The 5,233-nt window shown below is 71.7% G+C and carries 5 protein-coding genes and 1 pseudogene; 4 read left to right on the top strand and 2 right to left on the bottom strand.

All coding sequences use genetic code 11. From position 1 onward, the window contains the following. Window positions 1–246 (bottom strand): annotated as a pseudogene (locus ACJA3G_RS29350) (hypothetical protein); the annotation flags it as partial. Next, window positions 239–1,018, bottom strand: a complete 780-nt coding sequence (locus ACJA3G_RS29355; RefSeq protein WP_406556064.1) for an alpha/beta hydrolase — start codon at window positions 1,016–1,018, stop codon at window positions 239–241. The pseudogene ACJA3G_RS29350 and the gene ACJA3G_RS29355, both read right to left, overlap by 8 nt. A 154-nt stretch (window positions 1,019–1,172) precedes the next feature. Between ACJA3G_RS29355 and ACJA3G_RS29360 the strand changes: the two genes are divergently transcribed. From ACJA3G_RS29360 to ACJA3G_RS29375, 4 genes are all read left to right on the top strand, one after another. Then, the gene (locus ACJA3G_RS29360; RefSeq protein ID WP_406556065.1) at window positions 1,173–1,952 is read left to right on the top strand and encodes a 1-acyl-sn-glycerol-3-phosphate acyltransferase; all 780 of its coding nucleotides are present in this window, start codon (window positions 1,173–1,175) and stop codon (window positions 1,950–1,952) included. A 124-nt stretch (window positions 1,953–2,076) separates the two neighbouring features. Continuing rightward, window positions 2,077–3,294, top strand: a complete 1,218-nt coding sequence (gene macS, locus ACJA3G_RS29365; RefSeq protein ID WP_406556066.1) for a MacS family sensor histidine kinase — start codon at window positions 2,077–2,079, stop codon at window positions 3,292–3,294. Further along, window positions 3,291–3,962, top strand: a complete 672-nt coding sequence (locus tag ACJA3G_RS29370) for a response regulator (protein WP_406556067.1) — start codon at window positions 3,291–3,293, stop codon at window positions 3,960–3,962. The genes macS and ACJA3G_RS29370 overlap by 4 nt, the downstream gene beginning before the upstream one ends. 178 nt (window positions 3,963–4,140) lie before the next feature. Further along, on the top strand, window positions 4,141–5,169 hold the full coding sequence (locus ACJA3G_RS29375) for a 6-phosphofructokinase (protein ID WP_406556068.1): 1,029 nt from the start codon (window positions 4,141–4,143) through the stop codon (window positions 5,167–5,169). The last annotated feature ends 64 nt before the right edge of the window (window positions 5,170–5,233 follow it).

Here is a 5,233-nt window from a genome sequence, read left to right on the forward strand (position 1 = left end):
CACCCCGGGCGCGAAGACCACCGAGCTGCCCAGCGGTCTGGGCCGGGGCTCGGGCGGCTCGGGCTTCGCCGGGGCCTCGGGCGTGATGTTGGGCTCGCTCTCCAGGAGCGCCAGGTCCTCCACCGACTTGAACGGCTTGGCGCCCGGCGGGTCGGACGGCTCGTCGCCGTACCCCGCCACGATCGCCGCCCAGGCGGCCTCCTCGTCGATCGGCTGCGGCTCGCGGTCCGCGTCGTGCTCAGCCACCGGTCATGCTCCCCTTCATACCGACACCAGGAGCGAGGCGGCCGATGAACGCGTGACTCTCCTCGAAAATCCGCTCCGCATCGTGGTCCAACGTCGCCACGTGGTAGCTCTGTTCCAGCAGGATCTCGGTGACGTCCGCGGACGACACCCGGCGCAGGATCCGCGCCGAGTCGGCCGGCGGCACCACATGGTCCTGCGGGCTGTGCAGCAGCAGCAGCGGCTGGGTGACCTGCGGCAGCTCGTGGTCGACCAGCCGGAAGAAGTTGCGCAGGGCGTGCGCCGAGTGCAGCGGCACCCTGTCGTACCCCACCTCCGCCGAGCCCTCCTTGGCGATGTCGCTGGCGATGCCCTTGGTGGAGCGCACGAAGTGGCGCACCACCGGCAGCGCGTGCGCGGCCAGGCCGTGCACCTTGTTGCCCGGGTTGACCACGACGACGCCGCTGACCGCGTCCCCGTGCTTCGCCGCCAGGCGCAGGGCGAGCGCGCCGCCCATGGAGAGGCCGAAGACGAAGACCCGCTCGCACCGCCCGCTCAGCTCGCGCAGCGCCCGGTCCACTTCCGCGTACCAGTCCTGCCAGCCGGTGAGCTGCATGTCCTGCCAGCGCGTGCCGTGTCCGGGCAGCAGCGGAAGCTCGACCGTCAGACCGTGCTCGGCCAGGAATTCGGCCCAGGGGCGCAGCGACTGCGGGGAACCGGTGAAGCCGTGACAGAGGAGGACGCCGACCTCTCCGCCCTCGTGGCGGAACGGCTCGGCTCCAGGGAGGACCGGCACCGGGGTCTCCTGTTCATGAGCAGGGGCTGGGGAGTCGTACTTCACGGTACGCGACCGGACTGACACCGACCAGAGCCGTCACCGGCCCGCGCGCGGGAGGGCGGGTCCCGTACGGGTTAAGGTCTGTTCGACAGACAGAGGGAAGGCATCCGAGTTGATCTACGGCGCTATGAAGTTCTCCATCGGCGGATCGCTGAAGCTTGCCTTCAGGCCCTGGGTGGAGGGCCTCGACAACATTCCCGCCGAGGGGCCGGCGATCCTCGCCAGCAACCACCTCTCCTTCTCGGACTCCTTCTTCCTGCCGGCGGTCCTCGACCGCAAGGTGACGTTCATCGCCAAGGCGGAGTACTTCACCTCGCCCGGCGTGAAGGGCAGGCTGACGGCCGCCTTCTTCAAGGGCGTCGGCCAGCTCCCGGTGGACCGCTCCGGCGCGCGCGGCGCGGGCGAGGCGGCCATCAAGAGCGGTATCGAGGTGCTGGAGCGCGGTGAGCTGTTCGGGATCTACCCGGAGGGCACCCGCTCGCCCGACGGCCGCCTCTACCGCGGCAAGCCCGGCGGCCTCGCGCGCGTGGCGCTCGCCACCGGCGCGCCGGTGATCCCGGTCGCCATGATCGACACCGAGAAGATCCAGCCGCCCGGGAAGGTCATGCCCAAGCTGATGCGCCCGGGCATCCGCATCGGCAAGCCGCTCGACTTCAGCCGCTACCACGGCATGGAGGGCGACCGCTTCATCCTGCGCTCGGTGACCGACGAGGTCATGTACGAGATCATGAAGCTCTCCGGCCAGGAGTACGTGGACGTCTACGCGACCGCGGCCAAGCGCCAGATCGCGGACGAGGCCAAGCGGAAGGCCGACGAGGAGAAGGCGGCCGAGCGGGCCGAGAAGGCCCGGGAGGCCGAGCAGGCCAAGCGGGCGGAACGGCCCGGCGACTGAGCGCGCGCCGCGGCAAGGGCGTTCATCCGGCTGTGGACCGGCCGGCACGCGGTCCGGCGCCCCCGGAGGGGCGCGGAACCGCACCGGGCCTCCACGGGTCCGTTCGTTTCAGGGGTGGGGGAGCATGGCGAAGCGCGAGCGCGTCATCAGGATGTCCGTAGAGCTGCCGCTGTGGCGCGCGCTCACCGCGTACCGCGTCCTGACGATGCTCTACGCGGTGCTGGTCTTCGTGTCGGAGTACCGGCACTTCGAGCGCGCCTGGGTGGGCGTCGCCTTCCTTTCGGTGCTGGCGGTGTGGACGCTGGCGACGCTGCCCCGGGTGGCGAACGCGGCGAACTGCACCAAGCGGTTCCTCGGCGTGGACCTGACGATCGCGCTCACCGGCATCCTGCTCACCCCGCTGGCGGACACCGACGCCCAGTCGGTGAACGGCCCGACGCTGCCGACCATATGGGCGGCCGGCTCGGTCCTCGCGTTCGCGATCAAGGGCGGCTGGCGCTGGGCCGCCTTCGCGTCCTCGCTGGTCGCCGCCGCCAACCTGGTCGAGCGCGGCACCCCCACCCGGGACACGCTCCACAACGTGCTGCTCGTGTGGGTCGCGTCCATCGCCATCGGATACGTGGTGGAGGTCGCCCGCGCGAGCGAGGCGACCCTCGCCCGCGCCCTGGAGATCGAGGCGGCCACCCGGGAGCGGGAGCGGCTGGCCCGCGACATCCACGACAGCGTGCTCCAGGTCCTGGCCATGGTGCAGCGGCGCGGCACCGCGCTCGGTGGCGAGGCCGCGGAGCTCGGCCGGATGGCCGGGGAGCAGGAGGTCGCCCTGCGGACGCTGGTCTCCAGCGGCCTGGTGCCCACCACGCGCGCGTCCGAGGACCCGGCGCTGGGCGCCCTGGTCCGTACGGTCGACGACGAGGACGAGGCGCGGTCCGGGGCCGAGGACGCCGAGGTGGATCTGCGCACCCTGCTCGCCCCGCACGCCGGATCGCGCGTCTCGCTGGCGGAACCAGGTGCTCCGGTGCTGCTCGCGCCCCCGGCGGCCCGGGAGCTCGCAGCCGCTGTCAGTGCCGCGTTGGACAATGTCCGCAGACACGCGGGGGAGTCGGCCCAGGCCTGGATCCTGGTCGAGGACTGGGGGGACGAAGTGATCGTGACGGTCCGGGACGACGGTCCCGGCATCCCGGAGGGCCGGCTCGCGCAGGCCGAGGGGGAGGGGCGCATGGGCGTCGCCCTCTCGATCCGCGGCCGGCTGCGGGACCTGGGCGGCACCGCCGAGCTGATCTCGGTGCCCGGCCAGGGGACGGAAGTAGAGCTGAAGGTTCCACGGGGGAAGGCGAAGGTATGAGTGAGCGGCAGACGGTGAAGGTCATGGTGGTCGACGACCACCCGATGTGGCGGGACGCGGTGGCCCGCGACCTGGCGGCGGCCGGGTTCGACGTGGTGGCCACGGCCGGGGACGGCCCGCAGGCGGTCCGCCGCGCCCAGGCGGTCACGCCCGACGTGCTGGTCCTGGACCTCAATCTGCCTGGGATGCCGGGCGTCCAGGTCTGCAAGGAGCTGGTCGGCGCCAACCCGGCGCTCAGGGTCCTGGTCCTGTCCGCCTCCGGGGAGCACGCCGACGTCCTGGAGGCCGTGAAGTCCGGGGCCACCGGCTATCTGCTGAAGTCCGCGAGCACCGAGGAGCTCACCGACGCGGTGCGCCGCACCGCCGTCGGCGACCCGGTGTTCACCCCGGGCCTGGCCGGCCTGGTCCTCGGCGAGTACCGCCGCCTCGCCTCGGACCCCGCGCCCGCCGCCGCCGACGAGCCCAAGGCCCCGCAGCTCACCGAGCGCGAGACCGAGGTGCTGCGCCTCGTGGCGAAGGGCCTGTCCTACAAGCAGATCGCCGAACGCCTGGTCATCTCGCACCGCACCGTCCAGAACCACGTCCAGAACACCCTGGGCAAGCTCCAGCTGCACAACCGGGTGGAGCTCGTGCGGTACGCGATAGAGCAGGGCCTCGACGAGGTGTGAGCCACGCGCGCGCGGACGTGCTCCGCTCGTACGGGTGAATGACCGCCCGTCAACAGCCGCCTGAATCCAAGGAATTGACCATTCGCCCCATCCCGGGGTGACCTGCGTCACCCTTAGCGTGACCCGTGGAGGCCTTCGGTGGCCTCCCATGCGTCCGTCACGGCGAAGGGACAATTCCATGCGGGTCGGAGTACTGACCGGAGGCGGTGACTGCCCCGGGCTCAACGCCGTCATCCGGGGCGTCGTCCGCAAGGGCGTGCAGGAGTACGGCTTTGACTTCGTAGGGTTCAAGGACGGCTGGCGCGGCCCGCTGGAGGGGCGCACCGTCAAGCTGGACATCCCCGCCGTGCGCGGCATCCTGCCCCGGGGCGGCACCATCCTCGGCTCCTCGCGCACCAACCCGCTCAAGGCCGAGGACGGGGTGCGCCGCATCAGGGAGAACCTCGCCAAGTACGAGGTCGACGCGATGATCGCGATCGGCGGCGAGGACACCCTGGGGGTGGCGGCCCGGCTCAGCGACGAGTACGGCGTGAAGTGCGTCGGCGTACCGAAGACCATCGACAACGACCTCTCGGCGACGGACTACACCTTCGGCTTCGACACGGCGGTCGGCATCGCGACGGAGGCCATCGACCGCCTCCACACCACGGCCGAGTCCCATATGCGGGTCCTGGTCGTCGAGGTGATGGGCCGCCACGCGGGCTGGATCGCCCTGCACTCGGGCCTGGCGGGCGGCGCCAACGTCATCCTCATCCCCGAGCAGCGCTTCGACGTCGATCAGGTCTGCGGCTGGATCACCTCCCGCTTCAAGGCGTCGTACGCGCCGATCGTGGTGGTCGCGGAGGGCGCGATGCCGAAGGACGGCGACATGGTCCTGAAGGACCAGACGCTCGACTCCTTCGGCCACGTCCGGCTCTCCGGCGTAGGGGAGTGGCTGGCCAAGGAGATCGAGAAGCGCACGGGCAAGGAGGCCAGGACGACGGTCCTGGGCCACGTCCAGCGCGGCGGCACCCCCAGCGCCTTCGACCGCTGGCTGGCCACGAGGTTCGGCCTGCACGCGATCGAGGCGGTCCGGGACGGCGACTTCGGCAAGATGGTGGCGCTGAAGGGCACGGACATCGTCCGCGTACCGATCGCGGAGGCAACGGCCCGCCTGAAGACGGTGGACCCGGCGCTGTACGAGGAGGTGGGTGTCTTCTTCGGCTGACCAGCCAGAGGGCCCCCTCATCCCCCGCCGGCCGAACGGGGGGGGCGGGGCCGCAGGCCCGCCC

The organism is Streptomyces sp. YS-3 (genome assembly GCF_045257485.1).
GTDB lineage: Bacteria > Actinomycetota > Actinomycetes > Streptomycetales > Streptomycetaceae > Streptomyces.

Excerpts from the sequence above, each read along its gene's own strand:
- macS (WP_406556066.1), top strand. The coding sequence starts at position 2,077 with ATGGCGAAGCGCGAGCGCGTCATCAGGATGTCCGTAGAGCTGCCGCTG.
- ACJA3G_RS29370 (WP_406556067.1), top strand. The coding sequence starts at position 3,291 with ATGAGTGAGCGGCAGACGGTGAAGGTCATGGTGGTCGACGACCACCCG.
- ACJA3G_RS29375 (WP_406556068.1), top strand. The coding sequence starts at position 4,141 with ATGCGGGTCGGAGTACTGACCGGAGGCGGTGACTGCCCCGGGCTCAAC.